Annotated in this window: 14 protein-coding genes; 5 read left to right on the top strand and 9 right to left on the bottom strand. The window is 59.8% G+C overall.

Annotated elements, in window-relative coordinates; translation table 11 throughout:
• Positions 1-122: ATP-binding protein (locus QD409_RS23125; RefSeq protein WP_430763778.1), on the top strand; the 122-nt coding region annotated here is incomplete at its 5' end.
• Positions 123-384: 262 nt separating this feature from the next.
• On the opposite strand, the gene QD409_RS23120 is transcribed toward QD409_RS23125, so the two are convergent.
• Complete coding sequence (locus QD409_RS23120) at positions 385-1,071, bottom strand: GntR family transcriptional regulator (protein ID WP_430763774.1); 687 nt, start codon at positions 1,069-1,071, stop codon at positions 385-387.
• A gap of 112 nt (positions 1,072-1,183) precedes the next feature.
• Here QD409_RS23120 and QD409_RS23115 point away from each other — a divergent pair, with 112 nt between their 5' ends.
• From QD409_RS23115 to QD409_RS23100, 4 genes are all read left to right on the top strand, one after another.
• Complete coding sequence (locus QD409_RS23115) at positions 1,184-2,107, top strand: substrate-binding periplasmic protein (RefSeq protein ID WP_430763773.1); 924 nt, start codon at positions 1,184-1,186, stop codon at positions 2,105-2,107.
• Between the two features lie 16 nt (positions 2,108-2,123).
• Positions 2,124-2,864, top strand: a complete 741-nt coding sequence (locus QD409_RS23110; RefSeq protein ID WP_430763772.1) for an amino acid ABC transporter permease — start codon at positions 2,124-2,126, stop codon at positions 2,862-2,864.
• Between the two features lie 4 nt (positions 2,865-2,868).
• Positions 2,869-3,669: an amino acid ABC transporter ATP-binding protein gene (locus tag QD409_RS23105; protein WP_430763771.1), complete on the top strand. Its 801-nt coding sequence runs from the start codon at positions 2,869-2,871 to the stop codon at positions 3,667-3,669.
• A 79-nt stretch (positions 3,670-3,748) separates the two neighbouring features.
• Complete coding sequence (locus QD409_RS23100) at positions 3,749-4,942, top strand: NAD(P)/FAD-dependent oxidoreductase (RefSeq protein WP_430763770.1); 1,194 nt, start codon at positions 3,749-3,751, stop codon at positions 4,940-4,942.
• A gap of 354 nt (positions 4,943-5,296) precedes the next feature.
• Here QD409_RS23100 and QD409_RS23095 read toward each other — a convergent pair whose 3' ends face one another.
• The 8 genes from QD409_RS23095 to QD409_RS23060 form a co-directional block, all read right to left on the bottom strand.
• The gene (locus QD409_RS23095; protein ID WP_430763769.1) at positions 5,297-6,793 is read right to left on the bottom strand and encodes a hypothetical protein; all 1,497 of its coding nucleotides are present in this window, start codon (positions 6,791-6,793) and stop codon (positions 5,297-5,299) included.
• 104 nt (positions 6,794-6,897) lie between these two features.
• Positions 6,898-7,323 (bottom strand): type II toxin-antitoxin system VapC family toxin, encoded by a 426-nt coding sequence (locus tag QD409_RS23090; RefSeq protein ID WP_430763768.1) that lies wholly within the window; start codon positions 7,321-7,323, stop codon positions 6,898-6,900.
• Complete coding sequence (locus QD409_RS23085; RefSeq protein WP_430763777.1) at positions 7,320-7,577, bottom strand: FitA-like ribbon-helix-helix domain-containing protein; 258 nt, start codon at positions 7,575-7,577, stop codon at positions 7,320-7,322. Before QD409_RS23085 ends, QD409_RS23090 begins: the two co-directional genes overlap by 4 nt.
• A gap of 184 nt (positions 7,578-7,761) precedes the next feature.
• Positions 7,762-10,053: a transglycosylase domain-containing protein gene (locus QD409_RS23080; RefSeq protein ID WP_430763767.1), complete on the bottom strand. Its 2,292-nt coding sequence runs from the start codon at positions 10,051-10,053 to the stop codon at positions 7,762-7,764.
• 49 nt (positions 10,054-10,102) lie between these two features.
• Complete coding sequence (locus QD409_RS23075) at positions 10,103-16,102, bottom strand: alpha-2-macroglobulin (RefSeq protein WP_430763766.1); 6,000 nt, start codon at positions 16,100-16,102, stop codon at positions 10,103-10,105.
• A 7-nt stretch (positions 16,103-16,109) separates the two neighbouring features.
• Positions 16,110-21,755 carry a lysozyme inhibitor LprI family protein gene (locus QD409_RS23070; RefSeq protein ID WP_430763765.1) on the bottom strand — a complete coding sequence of 1,882 codons (5,646 nt, stop codon included), beginning with the start codon at positions 21,753-21,755 and terminating at the stop codon, positions 16,110-16,112.
• A gap of 483 nt (positions 21,756-22,238) precedes the next feature.
• A complete protein-coding gene (locus QD409_RS23065; protein WP_430763779.1) occupies positions 22,239-22,376 on the bottom strand; it encodes a hypothetical protein in 138 nt (45 codons plus the stop codon).
• A 125-nt stretch (positions 22,377-22,501) separates the two neighbouring features.
• Positions 22,502-23,557, bottom strand: coding sequence for a hypothetical protein (locus tag QD409_RS23060; protein WP_430763764.1), 1,056 nt, complete (start codon positions 23,555-23,557; stop codon positions 22,502-22,504).
• Between the last annotated feature and the right edge of the window lie 33 nt (positions 23,558-23,590).

The following is a 23,590-nucleotide window of genomic DNA, read 5'->3' as shown; positions in this document are numbered from 1 at the left end:
GGCACGGCGTCATAGGAGACCCGACTTACGCTGATGCCATCCTGGATCGTCTCATTCACAACGCCCATCGCATTGATTTGAGCGGCGACAGTCTGCGCCGAAACCTGCCGCGCAAAGCTTGACACTTCGTCTGAATGAACTGACAACAATTATCGCCTGCAGACCCCATTAAACAGGGGGCGAGATCATCCCGGAATCAAGGGGCGCAATCATCTCGGAACAATGGGGCGGCTTCATCGGAATCGGCAACCTGCGCAACCACTTTCAAAAATGGGCGCGCTCACCGTCCCAGGACGCTTCAATGCACTTGCAATATCAACACCTTGAAGCGTGAAGAACTCAACGCCTCATTGCGGGCTGCCGTTCGATTCCCTTCAAGAGCAGTCAGATAACTTTGCGAACTTCCTGTTCGAAGCTAAGAACGTGATGCAAGGCGATCCGCTCAGCGGTATCGGCATCTCCGCGGCAGACGGCTTCGAGCATGAGTATCTGTTCCTGCACGACTTTATCAAGTTCCGGCGATAGTTCCGGAAACCGCCGCATTGCGACGTGAAGAATCCGGAGCGAAAGATTGTGGTAGTGGTCGAGCGTATCGAAGAGATACCGGTTCTTGGCGCATCGGTAGACGAAACGATGAATACGCCGGTCGAGCGCCAGCAGTGCGTCGAGCTCCGAGGGAAGGGAAAGCGCCCTTAGAGCTTCTATCAGTTTGCCGGCTTCGTGCCGCTCAGGCTCACGCAATCGTTCCGCCGCCAATCGGGTCGCCCAGGATTCGATCCGCGCTCTTGCCTCATAGATTGCCGTCAGATCGCTGATGTCGATCCTGCTGACGAAAGTGCCTCGGCGCGCGTTTACATCGACAAAGCCATCGCGCTGCAGTCGTAGGAAAGCCTCCCGCACCGGCGTACGCCCGACATCAAGGCGGCGCATCACGTCATTCTCGCGCAGGATGGTCCCAGGTGCCAACTGCACCGTGATGATGTCTTCGCGCAGTTGCAGATAGGTCCGCTCCGCCAATGTTAGTGACGCTTCCGGATCGTCGAGCATTTCTTCCGACATCCAAGTGTCCATCCACGTCGTCTCCATCCTGAGGGTGATCCCGCGCGCTCTATACGGAATCGCTTGACAATGCACTTAGATAATATACGCTGTAATATATTACAAAAATATAAGGAGGGTGATCATGAATAACAACGATATTTTCCTGTATTCACGGCTCAAGGATACCGCGACGGCGATCTTGGCCATTGGGCTTGCGCTGATTTCCGTACCCGCGATTGCACACGCTGAAGTCTTGGAAACGCTGAAGCCGGGTGTGCTCCAGGTGGTCATCGAGCCGTATATGCCTTACACGGCATTGAAAGATGACAAGCAGGTCGGACTGGATAGCGACATTCTCGAGGCGATCGCTAGGAAGCTTGGCCTCAAAATTGAGACAACAGTGACAGATTTCCCCGGCATGCTTGCCGCGGTGCAGTCGCAACGCGCCGACATTACGATCGGTGGTATTGCATGGTCCGACGCGCGTCAGAAGGTGGGGTTGTTCACCGATCCCCCCTACTATTCGCCGCCGGCCATGGCCGTGCATGGTGACGCTGCCTATCCAGACGTTCAGAGCCTGGAGGGCAAGGCACTTGGCACTGTGACGGGATATGTCTGGGCCAAGTCGATCGCCGAAGTCCCGAAGGCCGATGCGCACACCTACCCGGCGGCCGACAGCGTTTTCTCGGATCTTTCCTCGGGAAGGATCGATGTCGGATTTCTCGATCCGCTGCTGATTATCTATCAGCAACAGCAACGACCCGACATGAAGTTCCGGGTTGCCTATCACAATCCACCGACTGCGGAGCAGGTTGCCGCTCATCCCGATTATAAATATTTTCAGCCCTATATGACTGGCTTCTATCTGCCAAAACAGGCTCCGAAACTGACCCAAGCGATCTCGGATCAGATCGATGCGATGTATAAGGACGGCTCGCTGGCCGCGCTCGTGACGAAATGGGGCGGCGATCCCAAGCAGTTCCTGGTCCCGTCGCCGGATATGGCGGCACAGCGGCGCGGCGTCGATCGCCCGCAGACGTGGTCACCCCCATCCATCACCGATTGAGTGCAGGAGAACGGACATGAGCTTTTGGCAATCTCTTGCTCAATTGTTTCAAGTTCCCTGGAGCGACTATGCGGGCAATCTTGGCGAGGGTCTTTTGCGGACCCTTGCCTATACGGCGTCCAGTTTCGTTGGGGCAGCGATCTTGGGACTGGCGCTTGCCTTGATGCGCCGCAATCGGTTGCGCATCCTGCGGCTGCCGGCCACCATCTACACCGAAGTCTTCAAGAATGTGCCCTTGCTTGCTATTATCTTCGTCACCTACTTTGGCTTGCCCTCGGTCGGGATAAGATTCAGCGTTTTCGTCGCCGGTGTCTTGAGCCTAGTATTGTTCTACGCGGCCTATCTGTCGGAGATATTTCGCGCAGCCATTGCGGGCATCCACTCGGGCCAGAACGAGGCGGCGCATGCATTGGGTCTCGGCCGCGTCACCACCTTTGGCCATGTGATCCTGCCGCAGGCGCTTCGCCTTGCGCTGCCAGGCACCAATACGATGTTCGTCGATCTACTGAAATCGACATCGCTGCTGGTGACCATCTCGGCAGCGGAATTGATGACGAGGGCACAACTGATCGCTTCGGAGACATTTCGGTCGCTTGAAGTCTATCTGGTGATTGCGGCAATCTATTTTGCCGTTTGCTACCCCGTCTCGCTATGTCTTCTCTGGCTTGAGCGCACCATTCACGCTGGGATACCCTTGTCGTTTGGCCGCAGGCGGCGGCTTAGACTGGCGAGAGCCCTGATTCAAAATGGAGGCTAGACAAATGGCTCACGAAGCAGTCGATGCAACCCGCGTTGCAACTTCTTCCGACGACGCCTCCGCGATCAAGATCAGGGGGCTTCGTAAATCCTTTGACGGTAGGCTGGTGCTCGATGGCATAGACCTGGACGTTCCGCGCGGTCGGATTCTCAGCATCATCGGGCAAAGCGGCGGCGGTAAGACAACCCTCATGCGTTGCGTGAACTTGCTTGAGCAGCCCGACGATGGCGCCATCGAAATAAACGGCGAAGCGATCTTCTCGAAGGGGGCGGTGACCTGCAAAGACCTTGCAAAGCTGCGCCAGCGCGTTGGTATGGTGTTCCAGCGCTTCAATCTGTTCCCACATCTGACCGCCGTGGAAAATGTCGTCCTGGCGCAGATGCACGCCGCTGCCATCGGGGAGCGTGAGGCGGTAGGGCGAGCCGTGCGATTGCTGACCCGGGTTGGCCTTGTACACCGGGCGCTGGCCTATCCAGAACAAATGTCAGGCGGCGAGCAACAGCGTGTTGCGATCGCGCGGGCTCTTGCTCTGTCGCCAACCGTGCTCTTGTTTGACGAGCCGACCTCGGCGCTCGATCCGGAATCGACTGGCGAAGTGCTGCGCGTGATGCGCGAACTTGCCAGCGACGGGATGACGATGATCATCGTCACGCACGAGCTCCCTTTTGCCCGGGAAGTATCGGATTGGGTCGTCTTCATAGACGGCGGTCGGATTCTTGAGCAGGGTCCAGCTGCAGGTGTGCTTGACAATCCCAGGGAGCCTCGGACGGCAGCTTATGTCGCAAGGTATGCAAAACCGGCGTAAGCGCGACGGCTATAGCCGTCCCGTTCCTGTCTTCCGGATATGCCAGTGACCGTTTTCCTCTGCAAAAAATATGGATGTGATGAACAGGATTTCGACAGATATCGCCGTTGTGGGCGGTGGCGTCATCGGCTTGGCGATCGCCCTTCGGCTTCGTGCCGATGGGCGCGATGTTATCGTCATCGAGCCGAACGAGCCTGGATCCGGCGCCTCCTATGGGAATGCGGGGACCGTGGCGAATTACGCGATCATACCGATGGGAACCCCATCGGTGCTTCGAAATTTCCTGTCGCTTATTCTCAGGCCGGATAGCCCTTTGGCGGTCCGGACATCGGCGCTGCCGACACTGTTTCCCTGGTTGGCCCGGTTTGCTTATGAGTCTCTCCCGCACCGCTATCGCGAAAATGCCGGTCGGATTGCCGAACTGGTTTCGGACGCCGCCTCGGCCTGGACAGAATTCGCGTCGGAGATAGGCGCGTCAAACCTTCTGTCGGCAAAAGGTTGCCTCTACCTTTACGAAACGCGAAAGGCGTTCCGAGCGGCTGACGCGGATATAGAGTTGCGCCGCAATTATGGTGTCTCACAGGAGCTTCTTTCAGGCGGCGAGGTTGCCCAGCTTGAGCCGCGCCTCACCGGATTTGAAGGTGGCCTTTTCTTTCCCAGGGCCATCAACCTCAGTGATCCAGGGGAGGTGATGCGCCTCCTGTCTTCGGCTGTAGAGCGGGCAGGTGCGGAATTCCTTCGGGCATCCGTTACCACCATCGTGCGTGAACGAAGCGGCTTACGTATCGCAGCCTCAGCGTACGACGTGCTTGCTCGCACGGTTGTCATCGCCGCCGGTGCCCATTCACGTAAACTGGCTGCATCGCTTGGAGATGCCGTACAGCTCGATACCGAGCGTGGCTACCATATTGAGTACGATATGCCGGAACTGCCGATCGAGCGGCCGGTTTGTCCGACCGCGAATGGCTTTTACTTTTGTCCGATGCAGGGGAGGCTACGCGTTGCCGGCCTAGTTGAACTGGGCGGACTGACTGCTCCGGCGAACCTGCAACTGACGCGAACGCTGGCGAGCAATGCGAGCAGAGTCTTTCCCGAACTTGGGGTACCAAATCGCTCCTGGCTCGGGTTTCGGCCGTCAATGCCCAATTCCGTTCCGGTCATTAGGCCATCGAAAACGGGGAGCGACGTTATTCTTGCCTTCGGGCATGGGCACATCGGATTGACCTTGGCTCCCCGCACAGCCCGATTGGTCAGCGCGATGCTGACGACCTGAGCTGCCCTATGTAGACCCATGGCAAGCGATTGGAGCTCGTAGGCAGAGCCGAAAATTGTTGCCATAGCGGGCGCTATTGGACAACGCACATCGCTTTGGCCTCCTTCGCGTTTGACTGCCTGCGCGAGTTTCGCCTCGCGCAAGCGGCCCTTCATATCAGAAATCGCCTTCCAATCGTGGCTGGCCATGACTGTTCAGCCAAACAATCGTTGCGCTTTTTCCGGGAACGCCGGTTCCTACATGATAGGTCATGGCTGTTCCTCTCATGATACTTGAGACCGAACCCTCGGACCTCTTTGCGACATCGTCATTTTGAAGAATGAAACGTAGCACGCTATTCGGAGATTAGTGCATCTAGATGTCACGAAATGCGTCGGCGAAGGCGGCATCTGCTTCGGCTTGCGATCCTCGCGCCAATGCATCCTGCGCCTTGGTGAACCGTCCCCGAAAGATGAATGCCCTTGTGGACATTGTGAGGTCCAGGTCCGCCTTCGCTCCCGCCATATCGCCTTGTCGCGTCTTCAGCCAAGCTTGAATCGCCAGTGCGTCGGGATTTTGGGGTGCCTTTGCCAACACCTCGGAAACATCCTGTTGCGCCTCGGCGTGTTGGCCCAAAGCCATTTCAATTTCGGCCCGAAGCATTAAATCAATGCGCCGCGATGCCTCCGGATCCAAAGCGTTATTCCCCGCCTCCAAAAGCTTGTTTATGTCCGCTAAGGCGAGGTCTTGCTTGCCAGCGCCGTGGTAGGCTTGGGCTCTGAACAGATAGTTGGCGTTCCTTTTCGAATCTACCTCCATCAGCTTGGTGAAATCGGCGGCCGCAAGGTCATACTGTTTGGTCGCCATATAAAGTCTGGCGCGCTCATCTCTCGCCAATATGCTCTCGGCGACATCGAGGAGATCCGTGCAGATCTGAATTGCTTTCAGCTGAGATTCTTGGTCCAGGTTCACCGCAGCAAGAGTGCACTCCATATCCGATGGAATATGCTTGTTGAGGAGTGCTCCGAGTGCCTGTCTGGCTGCCTCAGCACTGGGCGCGGCGGCAACCGCTGCGACAAAATCCTGTTTCGCCCTCTCCTGGTCGGCCATCTCGAGATATATGCGACCGCGCAGCGTCAGGGCATTGTTGAGATCGAAATTGATTTCTTTACTATTCGCCACACTCAGTTCCACCGCGCGATCAGCAAGTGGTAAAGCCTGTTCAAGCTGATGGTGTGCGATATGGATCTCGGCCATCAATGTCAGGATGTCGGCTCGCGGAGGAGCAATGGCGAGAAACCTCTCGCAATCCTTTAGAACAAGATCGTCCTTGCCAAGGCCTCTGTGAGCGCTACTCCTAAAGAGATAGACGAGGGGATCTTCGGGATTTAGGGAAGCTGCCTTGTCAAAGTCCCGTAACGCCAAGTCATAGCGCTTCGCCAAAGCGAAATGCCGGCCTCGCAGCAAGTAGGAGCGGGCTTGATTGGGCGCGAGCTCGACGACCTTGTCGAGATCTGCCCCTTCTTGCTTCGCGGCCGGCTGCTTGTTGGCAGGATCAAATGTCATTGTGGCGACAAGGCTATTGATTCGGGACCGAATATCATAAGCGGAAACGAGCCGAGGATTGATCGCGATGGCCTTATCGCAATCCGCAGTGGACATATGTAGAGGAACCTCGAACTGCAGGCCGCAACGATCGGCGAGAGCCTGTGCGAGTTGGGTCGGGTCCTTCACTGTGTTTATCAGCTTACTGCAATCGGCAATCGTGAAACACAGCTGCGGCGACGGCAGGGCATCTGAACCGGCATAGGCATTGCCACATCCAAACAGGGCAAAAGCAATGAATATCAGAAATCGTTTTTTCAGCAGCATTCGGTTAGCTCGCTAATGCTGGTGTTTGTAAGTCCCCGGCGCCTGCGTTTTGAAAGATGCTTCATTGCGACGGGTTTGCACGACCCGGCTTGCCGCGCTCGCCATCATGGCACGATCGTCCATGGGTTGATGATCTTGATCCCGGCCGCCTCGAAAGGGCTGGTGTCACGGGTGGCCACGATGAATGCGTTGGCGAGTGCGACGGCGGCAATGCAGGCGTCGGCTGTCTCGACCGCCACGCCGGAAGCACGCGCCTTCGCTAATAATTCGGCATAGGCACTGGTGCAGGCCATGTCGAATGGCAGCACCCGCCGGGCGAACATTGGCAGGACGTGCTTTTCCAGAGCCTCATGCAGGCTTGTCCGGCGCTTTCCTGCAGGCAGCAACGCGACGCCCGCGCGCAGCTCGGCCACGGTGATCGCGGACAGGTAGAGCGTCTCCAGGGGTTGTGCATCGATCCATTCGATGACGCGAGCCTCGGGCATCTGGCGCAGCGGCTCCGAGATCACATTCGTATCGAGCAGGATCATTCGAAGCTCGCAGCACGGGCCGGTATTTTGTTGCGCACGCTCTCGAAGAGGGCGAACTCTTCATCGGTCAAGCCGCCCGCTTCGCGGGCGATAGATGCCAGCATGGAGCCAAGCTTCACGCGCCCTTCCGGCTTTGCCGCTTTCTCCAGAATGTCGCGGATTTCGGCCTCCGTGCTGCGGCCATGCTGGGCCGCGCGAATCCGAATAGCGCGGTGCACCTCATCTGGGACATTGCGGATAGTAACTGATGGCATTGCATGCTCCAAACAACTAGCTTGCATTGATTGCAATTTAGCATAATGCAATCGCTTTAGACAAACGGAAACGTAGTCAACCTTTACTATAGCTCCGTGAATGTTGATTTCCATCAGAAGTTAGCCAATTGCTGCATTTTGCATTGACCCATTCAGATAGTTCTAACTATCTGGAATATCATTCCTATTGCACATAGACTGGTACGGTTGCCGAGGTTTCGTCGCGGTAGGGCAGGCGGATTTGGAAGCGGTGCTCGCCACTCTGGATGGGCCAGAAGACGGGCCGATCGGGGTCGGTGACCGCAAACGGCTGACCGTCGACGTACCAGACGATTTGCGGCACGTGCGGTTCAACATCAGCCTTCAGAGCCAGCCGGTTGAATTTTACCGGCTGTTCGGGATTACGCCAGATCTGACTGTTGCGTGCGGGCGTTGAAATGGTGAGGTGGATCTGCGGACTGGAAGCATCGGCGCTGGCGAGCGGATAGTTCGCGCTCCTCGCCGCAATAGCACTCATCGGCAAAGACTTGAAATTGGCGTTCGCACGAGGCGATACCGCGGCCACCCCCGGCATCTCATCGGGCTTTAGCCATTCCACCAGCGTCTGGCTGCAGGTACTGTCATTCGCCTGTCCATTGACGACGCAAACATCGACTGGCTTGCGGTCCGGTGGCGTTGGAAAACGCGCATCGGCTATGTCTCCAGGCTTGTTGCCATGGACCCGATCGATGATGGCGTGCACGAGGCGGGCGGCACTGCCGGCGCCGGTCATCCGGTTCATGGTGCCGTTATCGCCACGCCCGACCCAGACGCCGACGATGACCTTCTCCGAATAGGCCATGGCCCAGGCATCCCGATAGCCCTGCGAGGTGCCGGTCTTGATGGCGACGGGGAAGGGATATTCCAGCGAACCATAGCGATGGAAGCTTGGCAGCCGGGCCTGCGGATCGGACAGGAAGGACGTAATCAGCCGCGCGGTATCGAGGGACATGATCCGCACGGATTGCTGCTGCGGCTGCTCACGCGCCCAGCGCGGATCCTGCAATTGGCCGTCATTGGCAAGCGCGCCATAGGCCCGCATCAGTCTGTCCAGACGCGTTGGCACCGAACCGATGGCCATCGACAGGCCGAAATAATCGGCCGGGGTTTCCAGATCATGCAGGCCGAGATCGCGCAAGAAGCGGAAGGTCGTCTCGAGACCGATCGTGCGCAGCAGGTTCGTGGCGGGTACATTGCGGGAATTGGCGAGTGCCTGGCGCGGCAGCATCGGCCCGAGGAATTCGCGGTCGGCATCGCCGATGCCTGAGGCGCCCTCTTGCAGATCCAGCAACATGTCCGTCGGCTTCAGTAGCCGGCGTTCGAATGCCAGCGCATAGATGAAGGGTTTCAAGGTCGAGCCCGGTGAGCGTTGTGTCCGCGTGTAATCGAACGCGCCGGCATGGCGGCCGTAATAACTGCTCGACCCCACCTGGGCCAGAACTTCGCCGGTCTGGCGTGATACCACCATGACGCCGACCTGCTGTGCGCCCGCAGAGCGCCAGTGGTCGAGATGTTGTCGCGTAAGAGCGGTCACATCGGCCTGGAGAGCGAGATCGATCGTCGTGTGGATGAGCGGCATGCTCGCCGAGGCAGGTGATATCTGGCCGCTCTCGATAAGATCGTGATAGCGCAATATCAGGTGCAGCGCATCCGGGCGGCGGGGCAGATTGGGCATCTGTACGTTGTCAAGCTGACGATGAGCGATCTCGGCCTCATCAGTATCGATGACATTCTGCTTCAGCAGGACATCCAGCATCTGGTGGCCACGCTGAATGGCCCGGCGCAAGCCCTCCGGCCGCAGCGGGTTCATCCGCGTCGGCGATTGCGGGATCGCCGACAGCAGGGCGATTTCCGCCCAGGACAGATCCGCCACCGGCTTGTCGAAATAGAGACGCGCCGCATGGGCAATGCCGTGACTGCCGTTACCATAGGGCGCCAGCCGCAAATATTGCGCCAGCACAGCCTCGCGGCCGTAGCGCAGAGTCAACAGGACACCGGTGCCGGCCTCCAGTATCTTGTGCACGAAGCTGCGCGATTCCGGCTGCTGCATGCGCGCCACCTGCATGGCGATGGTCGAAGCGCCGGAGCGGTGTCTTGCCGCGCCGAGATTCTGCCAGGCAGCACGGCCGACGGCATAGGGATCAACGCCTGCATGTTCGAAGAAGCGCCTGTCTTCGAGGGCCAATGTCGCCTTGATGAAGCGGTCAGGCAACTGCTCCAACGGCCAATAGCCATAATCGACACGCCCGGTGGCGTCATCGCTGTGGCCAATCTGCGCAAGGAAAGCACCGCTACGGTCGTAAAGTATCGGTGTCGGTGCAGGCGCAATCAGCTGCGCACGCTGATTGATGAGATACCCATAGATCACCGCGCCGGCTACGAGCACCAGAGAAGAAAAAAGAACGAGCTTTGATCGACGGCTTCCCAATAGTGTCATTGCCCGGCTGGCCGGCTCCTTGCCTGATATTTGTTCTGAGCGCGATGGCTTATTTCGCCACCACGATCTGCACCGCAGCACTCGTTCCCTGCACGCCCTTTTGATACATGGTCTCCGCTAGGGCTTGTGGCTGCGTATAGGAACCGGGGATCAGGGCGCGCATCCGATAGGCAAAGGTATAATTGCCCTTCGGCAGCCTGTCGGAGGCAGAAAATACCTGATCATCCCCATAGGAAACCCAATCCGAGGGCAGGGTTGACGCTACCGCAGGCGTCGCCTCGGCCGGAGCGGTGGCGATGTTAGGGTTGAGCGGATCCAGCCCTGCTGGAAGCGGCATGGTAAGAGCCACATGGGTGCGATCTTCAGACACGACCAGTTCGACCCTCTCTTCCAATACATCGCCTACCTTCAGCGCAATCGTGCCCTTGGCATCGGGCGTCAGCTTCTCCAGCGGCGCATCGCCGGCGGCGGCGCGATAGAGCGTGCGCGTCAGGGCGAAGCCCTGGCTCTGGGCCTGCGCCTTGTAGCCGGCTTCGGCGGGGAGATAGCTGGTTTCCACCAGCGCGAGAGCGGATGTTGTCCCCATATTGTTGATGGTGACGCTGCCTGGATCCAGGGTGACCTGCCGCAACACGGGTGTATTTGCGTCCAGCGTGAGAGGTTGGACATTCCCATTCTGAGCAACCTTCAACGACAAGGGCGTCGTTGGCCTCTGCCACGCGGCCGCAATCGCGCGGATCGCAGCCGAAGTGGCATTGGTCGAGCCCCAGCCGTCGCCTTTGCCCAATTGCAGCAAGGCATTTTTCAGAGCGGGATAGCGCGGATCCGTTTCCGAGGTCAAAGCCGCCGCGCGCGCCATTTCGGCAAGGCTGCGGGCTTCCGAGGGCAGGATGATAGGGTTGCCGCCATCCTGCGCCTGACCATTATAGACCAGCTCGCCATTGCGAGAGAGAATGCGAACGCGCGACCACATCGCATCGGCCAGGCCACCAACCAGACGCTGGTCGGCATCCGGCGCGCCGGCCGCTGCCGCGGTCATTCGGGCAACGCTGACATTCGGCATCAAGGCCGCCGAACGGGCCAGTTCGGCCGTATAAGCCGGGTCGAGCTTGCCGCCTTCAGCCAGAGCCGTCAGGGCCTCGACCCGCTCGCGGATCTCGTCACCGGTGATGAGATGAGGATAATCCGAACGGAGCGACAGTTTCAGGACGCTGGCAAGACGATCCGTCAAAGCCTTGTCGGTCGGCTCACCCGCCTTGTCTACCGCCACCAGGAAGGAATAGGCCCAGGCCGTCAGCGAGACATTGCCCTTGCTATGCGGCCAGAAGCCGACAAGACCGTCGGCATCGACCGCCTGGCCGATGGCCAGCACGGTATTGTGGACATCGCCATCTATGCGTTTGTCCAGCCTCGCCGCCGCCAGGATGGGTGCGAAGCTCTTGAAGGCGACACCGGAGGAGGCGAGCGATATCCGTTGCTCGGTGGAACCATAGGGAGATTCCACCAAGACGTTGAGCCCGGCAACCAGCTTTGCCAATGCTGGATCGGACGTCAGGGTCATGACGCGCTGGAACGATCCGGGGCGAACATCCTCCTGTGGCGCCGACAGCGTTTTCGAACCGCCCGCCGGGATTTCGACGATCTCGTAGTGCCTGGTGGGGGTGCGGTCCGGCTTCACCGGCAGCGTGATTTCCACGGTATCGCGAGCATGGTCCGTCTGGCGCTCGACGCCGAAGCGCAGCCGCACATCCTCGTTGCCGGGTTTTGGCTCGGGCACCGCCGCGAGAACGCCGATGTGAGCCGGCTTGTTCTGTTCCCACACGAAGGGGAGATCCTTGCTGCCCTGCAGCGTCAGGCCATCGGATGCGATGGTGGCAACACCGCCGCCACCGCCACCCTCGACCACGCGGGCAATGACGCCTACCTCGAACTGGTCCCCGGACCGTAGGAAACGGGGCAGGGCGGGCTGGGCCACGATTTCCTGCCGGATGAGCATTTCACCGGTGCCGTAACCGAAGCGGTCCGGGCCGCTGACGGCCTTGGCGCGCAGTTTGAAGACGGTGAGCGAATCCGGCAGCTTCACCTTGATTTTCGCAATGCCATCCGGGCCGACCTTCACGTCGGGGAGATAGATCGGGACCGGCGTGAAATTCTTGCGGACGGAAATATTATTGTCCGTGCCCCAATCCTCGCGTTCATCGCCGCCCGGCACCTCGTCGAGAGGAATGATACCGAAGGCCATGTTGCGGGTATCGCGCAGAGCCATCGTGGATTTGCGCTTGACGATGAAATTCGGCAGCGGATCCAGCGGCTGCTCGGGTGCGAGCGATAGAACGGCCTGGTCGATCATCCAGAAGGTGGCATTGCCCGCGATCGGATGGCCCAGATCATCGGCCAGATGCAGCGTGACCTCCACCTGGTCACCGGGGCGAGCCTTCTTCGGATAATCCAGAGTAATGGTGACGGTGTTCTTCACCGGCTTCACCATGACAGTCTTCGTGGCGGCGATTGTGACAGGCTTGCCTTGGTCGAAGGGTGCGTTCGGCGAGGGAGTGCTGGTTTCCAGCCGCCCTCGCATGATGAGGAAGTGTACGGGGATCTCAGGCATATATTCCTTGCGGACGGTCACCGCATAATGACCGTAGCCATCGGCGATATCGACCCAATCGTAGCGGAACTTACCCTCCGGCTCCTCAATGACGGCCAGAACGCGTGCTGTCTGGAACGGGGATTGGATCAGAAGATTGGCCGTTTCGCCGGGGATGTAACTGTCTTTATCGGTGGTTACGACTGCGGTGCGTGCGGGAGCCTGTGCCCAGGTGACCGGTGTGTTGCCGCCCACAAAGAAGTCGACGCTCACCTGCTGGCGGCGACCAATCTTGTCGGTGGCCTCTAGCTGGATGATATAGACGCCGGCGTCGGTTGCATTAAGCGCAAGGGTCTGAATATTCTTCGTGCTGGTAATCTTTCGCTCCAGCACGGTCTCGTCCATCTCCTGGGTGACGTATTTCGCCGAACCCTGGCTGAAGTCGCTCGCCTGTAGGGTCGAGGTCCAGTTGCGATGGATCAGGCGCGCCGTCATCTCCAGCCCGGCCACAGGATCGCCATTGCCATCGACAGCCAGGATCTCCGGTTCGATGGCACCGGGTTTCGGCACATAGCGCGGCACGTTCAAGCCAAGCACGAAAGGCGGGACGGCATAGACATTGGTGATGCTGCGTACCTGCAGATCGTCGTCACCGGTAACGGTCGCCTCGATCATGTAGCGGCGCGGTTGCGCGGTGGGTTCGATCGTCGTGTCGAAGCTGATACGCGAAGCGCCACCCGCATCCGTGCTGCCATCGCGTTCGAGCGCGGGCGAAGACTTGAACTCGTCACCGCCGGAGTAGCGGGAATCCGTTGAAAACAGGAAGCCGTCGTGGCCGGGGGGCGTCCAATTGTAGGGATACTGCACGGCGCGCCAGCGAATCGGCCGATCCGCCAGCAGGCCACCGGCAAAATAGCGCGCAATCAGATCGACGTTGAAGGCGGAATCCAGCGCTGCGGTCTGCGGGTTGTTGAGCACGACTTCGAATGTGGGCAGGCGATAGGCCTCCTTCTTGAAGGAGATACCGCCGCATTGGCTCGTGTTATCAGCCGTATCGCTGGCATCGTCGCTAGCGGTGGTGTTACCGTTGGCATCGGCGGGCTGGGTGGTATCGGACGGGGCATCGTCTGCCTTGCCGTCATCCGTATTGTTATCGTTTGTCTGACCATCGACATTCTCGTCGTCATTACCGGATTTCTGCTCCGGTTTCGTTTGGTCTGCCGCCTTCGCCACGTCGCCCGGCTCGAAGTGAACCTCATAATCGCCGGTCGCCGGCGTCTCGGCATCGAATTTGTGGTAGAAGCTGCCAGCTGCGTCCAGCTTCACCGGTACGCGCCATTCCTGTTTGTCGGGGCCGGTAATCACGATCTGGCCGCCCTGCTTGGGTAGCGTCAAGTGGCCGCCGAGATAGCTGCGGACATATCCCTTGATATGCACCGGCTCCTCCGGGCGGTAGATCGGCCGCTCGGTGAAGACATGGCAGAGGGTGCGCGCCTGCTCTGCGCGATCCTCGTCCGGATTGGTGGTCCAATCCAGCCAGGAAACCGCCGGTTTGGTCCAGTTGCTCTGGGCATATTGCGCCGGGGCGTGATCGGGGTCGATCACGAGAGTATCCAGCCCCTTCGTCACGATCACGCGGCGGATCTTGGCCTCAGCGCGTTGCTTGAGTTCCCAGGAAAAGAAGCCCTGTGCATCCGTCGTCCCCGTCGCGAGCGTGACGTATTTCCCGTCCCGCAAACCATCCAGTTGTATCCGCGCACCGCCGATCGGACTGCCGGTGCCGAGCGATGTGACGGCAAAGCGTACCCGGTCCTGTTCTTCCACCGCACTCAAGGTCAGGTCGGTGACCTGCACACGCAGCCAATGGCGGGTTTGATTATCGACCGCGCGCAAGCCAACGAGATAGGTCCCGGGTTGGTCCGCACCAACAATTTTGGCGAAGAGAGGCTTGAGGTCCAGACCGAACTTGGTGTCGACGCCGCCCTTGTGAATGGGAAGATCCACGAACTGGGAAATGGCTGGCGATCCCAGAGCCTTTACGCGTGCTCCAATGGCATCGGCCGAAATGTCATCGCCAGTCGCCCATTTCTGCGGCTCCTTGCCGGGCAGAGGCGGCGCTTCGTCATCCTTTGTATCTAGCCCGGATTGCGGGAAGGGCCAGAAATCGCGTGAAAGCGGGTCAATCGCGTGGATACGCACATCGGCCCGATCGTAGCCGCGGCCACGCAACGGCACGAGCTGTGGGCCGAAACGCTCGACAACGCCCTGCGATGCATCCCAGACGAGCGAGGACTGTTCCGGCGAAAAGGCGAATTTCTGGCTGAAACCGCTCGCGAGCGGCCTTCCGCGATCATCCTTCAGAGCACCCGTGGCAACGTTGAGCGTATAGACCTTGTCCGTGAGAAAGCGGCCATGGACATAGAGACGTCCGCTGCTTGCTTCCGCCGTGAGGTCGTCAACAGGCGGGGAAATGCGCAAGGCGTCACGAGCCGACAACTGCGCTCCGGCCACTGGATTGCTCGAAAACCGGAAAATCAGGCCTCGACCCTGGCCCGATCGAGAGGCTAGAGCCCTGCCATCGGAATTGTCGACGGGGTTGCCGTTATCATCGACCGCGCCGCTGGAATCGCTAGCTGTCGCGTTTGACCTGCAGCGCATGATGCCATCCGTCGTGGCCGCGTCGAAGCCGCGCCCGCAGTCGGAATTGGTCATGGTGAAGGGCACGGCGGTGCGCGCGCGCAATTCAAAGATCTGATCGCTGAAATCGGGCGTATCGGCGAGCTTCAGCCGCACAAGCACGACGCGGCCATCGGGGACGCTTGTGTGCAGCTTCACGACATAGGATTGCTGGTCGCTGCGGCTGTTGCGCTCAAGCGGCTGGATATCGAAATCCTTTGCGCCTAACGTCAAACCGCCTTCGTCGCCGATCCCGGGCGCCGGACGCAGCTCGATCGACAGAAGGCGGGTGAGTGCGGCGACATCAACCGGTTCGGCGAAGGTCAACGTGATCTGATCGAGCTCGTTGACGGGATCGCCGCCTGAGGCAGGAAGCGTGGACACCGGGACTGGCAAAAGCGGTATCAACCCTGTCTCGCCACCGGCCTCCTTATCATGACCCAGCATCCTTATCTTGATGCGCGCGAGTGGTTGCCACTTGTCCGCGGGACGAAACTGCAAGGCGCGTGGGCCAAGCCACTGCCATGCACCGGCGACAGCTGGCTCCATTGTCGCGAAACGCTCTGGAGAATCCTCTGCACCGCCAGTTGCCGGGCCTGTATCCGCGGGAAAGAAAATCGTCACGGGATCATAGGCGCGCAGGAATTTCTCCGGCACGATCTTGACGCCATCGGCGCGCTGTAACGCATCGAGTGTCGGCGACGGAGCGCCCTGCTGTGCGTAACCGCTTGAGATCAGCGTTGAAGACGCCAAAGCCAGGGCAAGGAGAAATACAATCTTTTTCATTGGTCTCTCACTTCGATCCCGAGGGCTTCAAACCGGCACGCTGCAGATAATCATTGATAATTTCAGGCGGTGGACCAGCGGGCGGTGGCGACAAGCCAACCACCGTGGGCCTGACGACCAGAGTTGGCGCGTCAGCCGGCGCACGCGCTTCCAGAAGATAATAACCAGCCTCAAGCTGCTTGAGCTGGTTGATACCCTCGCCGAGCAACTGGCCTTTCGCATCCAGCAGGCGGCCAATGGCAAGGTCCGGATCGGAGCGCAAGCCGGCGCCGATATTACCGCTATTCTTGACCTCGAAGCCAAACAAGGCCGTCGTGCCCGGTGCAAGCACGACCGGCGCGCCGATGCCGTCGCTCACCGGGACGACTGGTGTCGCCATCATTGCCAAGGTGCCGGACAAAGGCCCCTCGTGGGTGGAATAGAGCGTTAGAACCGCCTCGCCGGCAGCAACATAGCGGTGAAATTCAGCACCCGTTGGGAACAGCTGCAGGTCGCGGCGGCCATTTTGCTCCAGGCTGATAATGACGGGCGCATCGCTGCTGACATCTAGCACCATCGGTTGGGTCGGATCGAGACGGAAGGCCATGGCCTCACCCTCAAGCATCACGCTCTGTGGCAGAGCAACTGATTTTGGCTCGGGCTTGGACCACGGCGACTTGCCGCTGCGTTCCAACCAGAGTGCAACCAAGCCGGCACCATGGTCGACGACGAGCTGACCCGGACCGGATACGAAAATCCCATCGCCGCGCGAGACCCGACCGTCGGCTCCCACAAAGGTCGCTGCGCCGCCTGAGATTTTCAGGACATCGCCGCTTTGGGCGTCGACCGCGATCTCTTCCGATCCGACGGTGCCGAAGAACCTGCGCCTGATCTGATCGACACCCAATGTAATGGCCTGTCCCGGCGACAGGCCGACACGTACCGAGCCGGCATCACCTGTCAAGTTGACGAGCCAGATCTCTTCGGCCGACGTTGCAATGTTGCGTGAGAGAGGCGCAACGCCGGACCAGACATTCAACAATTGCGGGGCTGACGGAGCGGAGACGACGGCGATCCCAGGCGCAAGGTCAAGCGTGAGCCGCTTCACGCCCGTCGGCAGCTTCACCGGCCGCGCGCTGAAGGCGGGTATGGTCGCCGTATAAGTGCCATTCAACGCTACCGCTTCGAGTTCGGTGGCATCGATCGGCTTAAGCCGCATCTGCAAACCGTCATTGCCTGCAGCGTTCCAGACATGCAAATTCTGATGATCGGCCAGGGCGGCTGCGCTGTTAAGGCTGACGCCCATGCCGTGCCCGGCAGCAAGACCGGGCTGCCCAAAGGCCGAGTCCGCGCGCCACAACCGCACTTTGCCTGGCAGAGGGGCTGTCGCTGGAACAACTGCTTGATCTCCCGGGGCAAGCGTTAGCGCGATCTCGCCATTAGGTTCGGCAGGGTTCACTTGCACATGGCTGTCTTGGCGAGCAACCAGCCACAGGCGATCCGACTGCGGAGCAAAAAGTCCTGATGTTGCCGCCACGAGCGGGCGATCGGCACTTGCTCCGGCAAGCAGATCAGTGAGGCCGCTGAGTTCGACAAGGCCCGCCGATGGTGCATGCACAAGCGCAACGTTCAGCGAGAGACCAAGGCCATCGATGGTCACGGGCTCCAAGGCGATGTCGCCGGGCTCGCGCATGTCACGAGCAATGCTACGCGCGGCGATTTTGATGGGTGCCGTTCCGCCATCGAGGGTCCAGACCGAAGCGCGCCATTGTGCTTCTCCCTCCGAGACAGGCCAGGCGACAAAGGGCATGCGGCCGCGAGCAATAGCTTGCGACTTCCAAATTCCGTCTGCCCCGCGCTTCTCGACGGAAAGGACCAGTTCACTGGTGGATTGCGCCGCCACCAGGGCGAGTTGATCTTGCACGTTGGCAGGCAAGGGAAAAGTAAAGACTGAGGCGCCGGTGACATCCGCCGTGCCGTTGGCTGCAAGCATCGGCTGCGGTTGCTCCTGCGGCAAGGCAAACTGAACCTCGAGGTCCGAGGCATTGGCCTGATCGTCACCGGCAGACGGCTGGTCGCCATCGCCAGTATCGGTTTCCTGATTGTCCGAACTGTCAGCCTGCTGGCTGCTGGTCGTGCCCGCCGCCGCTGCCGCGTCAAGCGCCAGCGTATAGGATCCGGCCGGCAGACGGCTCGATAGTGCGATGTTCCAATCGTCGCTGCGGCCGGCGAGCCGTTCGATCACGGTGCCATGCCCGTCCTTCAGGATACCCTTGATTTCGCTACGGCCGAATGTGCTGAGGCTGACGACACTGTCATTGTCGACATTGAAGGAAAGCGCGGCCGGAAGGTTGACGAAGCGCGCCTCGCCAGGCTGTAGGGCCTTGGTATTCAAGGTGATCTGATAATCCAATCGATCGTCATGAGCGAGGCTGACGAGATCGATCCGATAATGCCCGGCCTTCAACTTGCCGGTAAATTGGGGAGCGGCGACAAATCTTGCGATCTGGTCCTTGTCGTTGCGAAAAAGGGTGCCGATCATGCCCTCGGTCAGGTCGATGCTGACATCAGCATCGGCGAAGAGATCGAAGGTCCAGCTATCGGGAGTGCGCGCGTCGCTTTTGCTTTGAGGCTCGCGCCACTGAAATGCCTGTGCCTGATTGAAGGCTAACGGCTGTGGCCCGTGACCCTGCAGTTGCGGCGGGTCGATAATCGGCCTTAGCCGAGCGACAAAGCGCGTATCGACTTCACGCGGCAGAATGACGAGGCGGTAATGTCCGGGGGTGAAGTCCTGGTTCAGCGTGGAGAGCGGGCCGGGTGCGGTCAGCGGCCATCCCTCGGAATCCTCCAGACGAGCATTAAGATCACCGCCAAGCGAATAGAGATCAAGCTGATAGGATCCCGCAACCGTTATTTCGATTGGCACGATGGCGCCGCGTCCGCCCGATAAAGCGCCACGGCTGGTGCCATTGGGGACCAGGGTCGCCGCCGTCGCAAGTGACGATGGCATAACACTGACGCCGAGGTGGCCGGACGAATTCCGCGCGGAGACCTCGACCTGATAGGTTCCGGCGCGCAGATAGGTTTGCAGCAGGGCATTATGGCCGTCGCCATTATCAGACGCTTCTCCCAGCCTCGGCAGGAATGACGTGCCAAGGCTGAGCGACGTCTGCAGGCGGCCAAGGGTTTCGATACGATAGAGCCCCCCTTCAGCAACGTCTAGACGATAGGATTTCTGCGCGTCCTCGGCGAGATCGATGAATTGTCGTTGGCCGGCAATCAACGGGGATCTGGGGACAGCCGGCGCGCCCTGGCTGGCTGCGGCGGGATCGGGTCGCCAGCTCACGCATACAACGCGGGGAGCTGAGGGGGCGGGAAAACGCAGCGTTAGCGTTCGACCCTTTGCGTCGACGCGCTCGTTGCTGATAGCGAAGGCGACCGGAGCATTGCGCATATCAACAGCGATGACAGTCCCGCCGCGCGGCACATGCACGTCGATGAGCAAATCCGCTGGCGATGCGGGCCGTGACAGGGCGTCGGCACCATCGGCCGGCGTTTCCTGAGCCTGCGGAACAGGCGCCGGGACGTTGGACATCGGCTGGCTCTGTTCGGGCTGCTGCTGCGCCGAGGCATCGGTGGGTTGCCAAAGCGCCAGCGGCCGTGTCTGCAGATCGGCCGGCAGTGCCACGGCACGAGGCCCCGTCAACAGGCCGGGTGCTACATTGGCGATGATCTCGTAGCTCGTGGCCTTTCCGGCGTCCCGGATACCAAATGAAATGGTCGTGCGCGCCGGCGCGGCGGGTTGGACCGGCGGGACAACACCCGGCGTGCCGAAGGCGAGGTCGACGATCCCGGCCGCATTGCTATCGGGCATGAGGCGCAGCAGATAATAGCCGGCGTCCAAATCGAAACGATCGGGATTGCGACCGTCGGCGCGTGGCGCGTTGCCGACCAGAACCGGGCTGATATCGGCGTGCAGGGCGACGCCCGAGGTTTTGATCGCGATCTGACCTGCCTGCGTCATCTCGAACAGCAGCGACGTCGGTCCGCGCAAGTTGAAGCGCCGTCGCCAGGCCTGGCCTGGGCTCAAATGCGGCAAGTCGGACGCGACGATAGCGGCCTTGCCGTTGCTATCCTGGCGCAGCAGCAAGGTCGTGGCTGGGATCTCGTCACCGCCTTCGCCGGCAACATCGAGACTGAAGAGATTCGGCACCGAGCCATCGAATTGCGCCTGGTTGCTGAACCGCAGTCCCCGAACCTGGAAGCGCTGGCCCTCATACCCCGACACTTCGATAATGCCGGATTGGCCGGTTGCCGAGAGCGAAAGCATGGCTACCGGTTCGCGGCTGGACTTGCCGATGGCGGCACTTTGAAACGCAGTTGCCGTGCTGGAAATGCGACCGGCACGGAGCACAGCCGGCGCCGCTTGTGGCAGTTCGAGACGGAAAGTGTCGAGATCCGCGGGAGCCTCGAAACGGATCGAACCAAAAGGCCCGATCACGCCTTCGGCGATCCCCGCCGCGAGCGACATCTGCGTGCCGATGCGGATGCGAAACGGCTCGGCGGTATCAGAGTTGGTCCAGACGAGTTTCTGGCCGCCATAGGCCGTCACAAGATAGCGGCCGGGCTCGACCGTTCCCGTCAGTACGGCCCGGGTCATGGGAAGACCCGGTTTCAACTCGAAGATCGACATTTTCGGCGAGAGAGCCGCTATATCGGCACCGTTTCGCCACAAGCGCAGATCCTGAAGCGAGCGTCCAACCGCCTCGATATCGACGCGTCCGGAATCAGGAATGTCGATCCAATAGGATCTTTGCTGGAGATCGCTTAGATCGGCATTGAGGGCGGCGGTCGTCAAAGCAGCGTCGGGACTTTCCAGTTCCTGATAAGCCTGTGCGGTTAGCTTGACATTACCGGTGGCTCCCTTGGCCCCGAACACGCGGATCTTGTAGGTGCCTTTGTCGAGCAGCGCATCGATCCGGCCATCGGTGACGCCGGGCGCACCCATGCGGTCATCCGGGCCTGCGATCATGTCCACCAATTGGAGCGCCGCACCCGTGCTGCTTTGGGTGCGGATGGTGATATGGCCGGGGGTATCGACGGTCAGCAGGGTGCTGCCGTCCTGATCGGCAGGCAGTTGCTCCAGGGCCAGATGCGGCTGCGCCACGGGCGGGGGCAAGGCTTTGGCGGGCGCGGGTTGAGATGCGACGACGGCCGGCGGTGCCGCCGGCTCCTGCAGCACGGGCGCCTGCGTTTCGACTGCGGGTGACGCCGCCGGTTTGACCGGCTGGTCAGAAGATCCGGAATTATTGCTGCCTGCCGAAGGGGCTGCTGCTTTGAGGGCCGTAAGTCGTGTCTGGTATGCGGTCGTCAGGCACTTCGACAGGCCGATCGAGTCCGGTTGGACACAGGATTTGTTCCGGTCTGCCAGCCAGCGGCGCTGTTGCTGCCGCAGATCGCTCAGCTTTGCCGGGTCACCAGCAAGATCGACCAGGGCCTGCCGATAGGACGCTGCCAGGGCGGCATCCTGAGAAATCAGGGCCGGAGAGGCACAAATCGCCTTTTCGATAGCAGTCTGGGCCTTGCCGCAATCAAAGGATTGCGCTTGGCAGATCGCCGGAAAAAGACCGAAACCGAGGGCAACAAGGGCGCGCAGGCGAGGGGCGAAAGCCATAGGTAACTCGTTTCTTAAGCAGCCGGTCCGCTACTCAATATGAGCTATCTTCGCGCGAGACAAGAGTACTGTCCCGGACGTTGAAAATCCCCAAGCCGGAGAGCTTGATCTCAGATGTGAACTGAAGTCCAATTGACAGGAATTCGTGATGCTCTAGTGGCGACACTATCATCGAAGATATCGACGATCGGTTTAATATACATGCCAGCCTTGTCGATCGCTGTGCGTATATTATCGTAGAGTAGACGTAGAGATTGATCGCTTGCGAGACAGGGCCAAATGGCGCCAATCAGGCGTTGAAATATTCTGATCGGATGTCTGGGCGAGCTACTGGGACAACTTAGGTGCGAAGCCTCAAATTGGAGTGTGCCGCTTCGACCCTCTCGTTTGGCATTTAATCCTGAGATTGCGACCGTTCATCGAAGGTCTGGCATTTAAATCGAGACTGGCAGACGTGAAACCCGGTCCGGGACGGAGATATGACTAGCCACAACCTTCTGTAATCGTTGAGATTTGTAAAGGTAGTGCCCGACGTACGATCACGTCTCCTTCTTCGGCTATGCCGTGAACCTGAAAAACGGATTTGGCCAAATCGAGCTCGACTGTGGTAATCTTCTTCATGGCGCGCTTCTTCTTCTTTGTGGCGTTTCAACACGACCACGTTAGGCACTTGATGCCGTTTGAGAAGGGCCGTTCGACCTCATCAGCTTCTGGTCAACTGGGGCTATGTTACGCAGAGCCCAGATTCAGAAATCTCGCGTCTCATCGAACCAGGCCAAAGCCTCTTCGACGCCAATCAGATCTGGCCTGACGGCAGCCAGCATCGCAACGGCATCACCAGCGTCGTCCCGCTCACTGGTTTCGATGCCAGACAGGCGATTGACCACATCCACGAACACGGTGACGGCGGCTCTGGCTTCATCCTTAATAGTTGCGGCCCTCAGCCTCTTGCTGGCAGCCTTGTAGGCCTTGCTGGCCGCTTTCTCGTTCTTGCTGCTCCAGCCACCGAAGGGTAGCCCGCACTCTTCGATAAACCACTGCCGGCTGCGGAGTTTGCTGACTTGCGAGGTGCCATCTTCGCCAAGTTGTCGGGCCAGTTGATCGGCTGCCTTCCGCAGCGTCTTGCCGACACCTTCATCGACATTCCAGGCGATGAAATAGCCTAGTCCCGGCCAGGTCGTCAGATCCGGCAGGCCGCCGAGATCAGGCACGAAGCGCAACTCCAGTCCCTTCAACGGCAGCGCCGCGAGGGCTTCGAGATGCGCCGCTGCGCCATAGAGTCGTAGATGATCGAGATTGCGTAGCGATAGCAGGCTACGGCAATCGAAGGGGGTACCAAGAACGGTGTTTCGAATACCAAGCGACCGAACCCCGGTCAGGGAGGGCAGACCATCGATACTGGCGAGAACACCATTGTCGGAGAGATGAATATCGGGCCAAGTGGCGCCGAGCGGTAAGTCGAAGGCAACCAGCTTGGGATCACCCATGATAGAAAGCCGTTTGAGCGTCCGCGGCAAGGTCATCCGGATACGATGTCCTCCCGGCGAGAGCGATAACCCATCGAGTTGGACTTCACTAGCGTCGAGGTCGATATTATCGCGAGGGACGAAATGGACCTCCTCAGTCTCGCGATCCCGCATCCAGTCGAACAGCGTGGTGTTATTGCCCTCATATTGAATGTAGCGCGGCCAATTCGAACCGGCGCCGGTCTGCATTCCATCAAAGATATGCCAGTTTATCACATCATCGGGCGCAACCACCAATTCAGGTCGCCGCAAGCCGTCGAGAGGACCGATCGTCAAGCTCCCCGTGCCAGAATCAAGTTTGAAGCTATG

Source organism: Rhizobium sp. BR 315, from assembly GCF_050577975.1.
In the GTDB taxonomy this organism is placed as follows: Bacteria; Pseudomonadota; Alphaproteobacteria; order Rhizobiales; family Rhizobiaceae; genus Rhizobium; species Rhizobium miluonense.
The sequence above is the reverse complement of the archived record's forward strand: the minus strand, read 5'-3'. Positions and strand labels throughout refer to the sequence as shown.

Coding starts and splice junctions, on each gene's coding strand:
- QD409_RS23090 (WP_430763768.1), bottom strand. CDS start 7,323: ATGATCCTGCTCGATACGAATGTGATCTCGGAGCCGCTGCGCCAGATG.
- QD409_RS23110 (WP_430763772.1), top strand. CDS start 2,124: ATGAGCTTTTGGCAATCTCTTGCTCAATTGTTTCAAGTTCCCTGGAGC.
- QD409_RS23080 (WP_430763767.1), bottom strand. CDS start 10,053: ATGACACTATTGGGAAGCCGTCGATCAAAGCTCGTTCTTTTTTCTTCT.
- QD409_RS23115 (WP_430763773.1), top strand. CDS start 1,184: ATGAATAACAACGATATTTTCCTGTATTCACGGCTCAAGGATACCGCG.
- QD409_RS23095 (WP_430763769.1), bottom strand. CDS start 6,793: ATGCTGCTGAAAAAACGATTTCTGATATTCATTGCTTTTGCCCTGTTT.
- QD409_RS23075 (WP_430763766.1), bottom strand. CDS start 16,102: ATGAAAAAGATTGTATTTCTCCTTGCCCTGGCTTTGGCGTCTTCAACG.
- QD409_RS23105 (WP_430763771.1), top strand. CDS start 2,869: ATGGCTCACGAAGCAGTCGATGCAACCCGCGTTGCAACTTCTTCCGAC.
- QD409_RS23085 (WP_430763777.1), bottom strand. CDS start 7,577: ATGCCATCAGTTACTATCCGCAATGTCCCAGATGAGGTGCACCGCGCT.
- QD409_RS23065 (WP_430763779.1), bottom strand. CDS start 22,376: ATGAAGAAGATTACCACAGTCGAGCTCGATTTGGCCAAATCCGTTTTT.
- QD409_RS23100 (WP_430763770.1), top strand. CDS start 3,749: ATGAACAGGATTTCGACAGATATCGCCGTTGTGGGCGGTGGCGTCATC.
- QD409_RS23070 (WP_430763765.1), bottom strand. CDS start 21,755: ATGGCTTTCGCCCCTCGCCTGCGCGCCCTTGTTGCCCTCGGTTTCGGT.
- QD409_RS23120 (WP_430763774.1), bottom strand. CDS start 1,071: ATGGACACTTGGATGTCGGAAGAAATGCTCGACGATCCGGAAGCGTCA.